The 1,198-nt window shown below is 67.5% G+C and carries 1 protein-coding gene; it reads right to left on the bottom strand.

Annotated features, from left to right (window positions below):
• Positions 1–1,198 (bottom strand): dihydropteroate synthase (locus tag AB0927_RS40975; protein ID WP_366672965.1); only part of this gene is annotated, 1,198 nt, incomplete at both ends.

Genomic DNA, 1,198 nt, shown 5'->3' with positions numbered 1-1,198 from the left:
GTGCCCTTGCCCTCGGCGTCCGACTTCTCCATGTGCGGTTCCAGGTGCGCGACCGCGGCCTTCATCACCTCGGCGGACTGCAGCACGAACGGCAGCTGCATCTGCCCCGAACCGAACAGCTCACCGACGGTCTTCATCCCGTCCAGCAGCGTCTCGTTCACGATGTCCAGCGCCGGACGCTCCCGAAGGGCGCTGTCCAGGTCGGCCTCCAGACCGTTGCGCTCCCCGTCGATGATCCGCCGCTTCAGCCGCTCCTCCAGCGGCAGCGCGGCCAGCTCCTCGGCCTTGCCCGCCTTCAGCGACTTCGCCGTCGCCCCCTCGAACAACCGCATCAGCTTCTGCAGCGGGTCGTAGCCCTCGGCGCGGCGGTCGTAGACCAGATCGAGCGCGGTCCGCACCTCCTCCTCGCTGAACCGCGCGATCGGCAGGATCTTCGAGGCGTGCACGATCGCCGAGTCAAGCCCCGCCTTCACACACTCGTCCAGGAAGACGGAGTTCAGCAGGATCCGCGCGGCCGGGTTCAGACCGAAGGAGATGTTCGACAGACCGAGGGTGGTCTGCACCGCCGGGTGCCGCTTCTTCAGCTCGCGGATCGCCTCGATGGTGGCGATGCCGTCCTTGCGGGACTCCTCCTGACCCGTGCAGATCGTGAAGGTCAGGGTGTCGATGAGGATGTCCTCCTCCCGGATGCCCCAGTTCCCCGTCAGATCCGCGATCAGCCGTTCGGCGATCTCGACCTTCTTCTCCGGGGTACGGGCCTGGCCCTCCTCGTCGATCGTCAGCGCGATCAGCGCCGCCCCGTGCTCCCGCGCCAGCCTGGTGACCTTCACGAACCGCGACTCCGGGCCGTCGCCGTCCTCGTAGTTCACCGAGTTGATCACCGCACGGCCACCCAGCCGCTCCAGACCGGCCTGAAGGACCTCCACCTCCGTGGAGTCCAGCACGATCGGCAGCGTCGACGCCGTCGCCAGCCGCCCCGCCAGCTCCACCATGTCCGCCACACCATCCCGGCCGACATAGTCCACACACAGATCGAGCATGTGCGCGCCCTCGCGGATCTGCTCGCGCGCCATCTCCACACAGTCGTCCCAGCGGCCCTCCAGCATGGCCTCACGGAACTTCTTCGACCCGTTCGCGTTCGTCCGCTCACCGATCGCCAGATAGGAGGTGTCCTGCCGGAACGGCACCGACTGGTACA

The organism is Streptomyces sp. NPDC048106, assembly GCF_040706415.1.
In the GTDB taxonomy this organism is placed as follows: domain Bacteria; phylum Actinomycetota; class Actinomycetes; order Streptomycetales; family Streptomycetaceae; genus Streptomyces.
The sequence above is the reverse complement of the archived record's forward strand: the minus strand, read 5'-3'. Positions and strand labels throughout refer to the sequence as shown.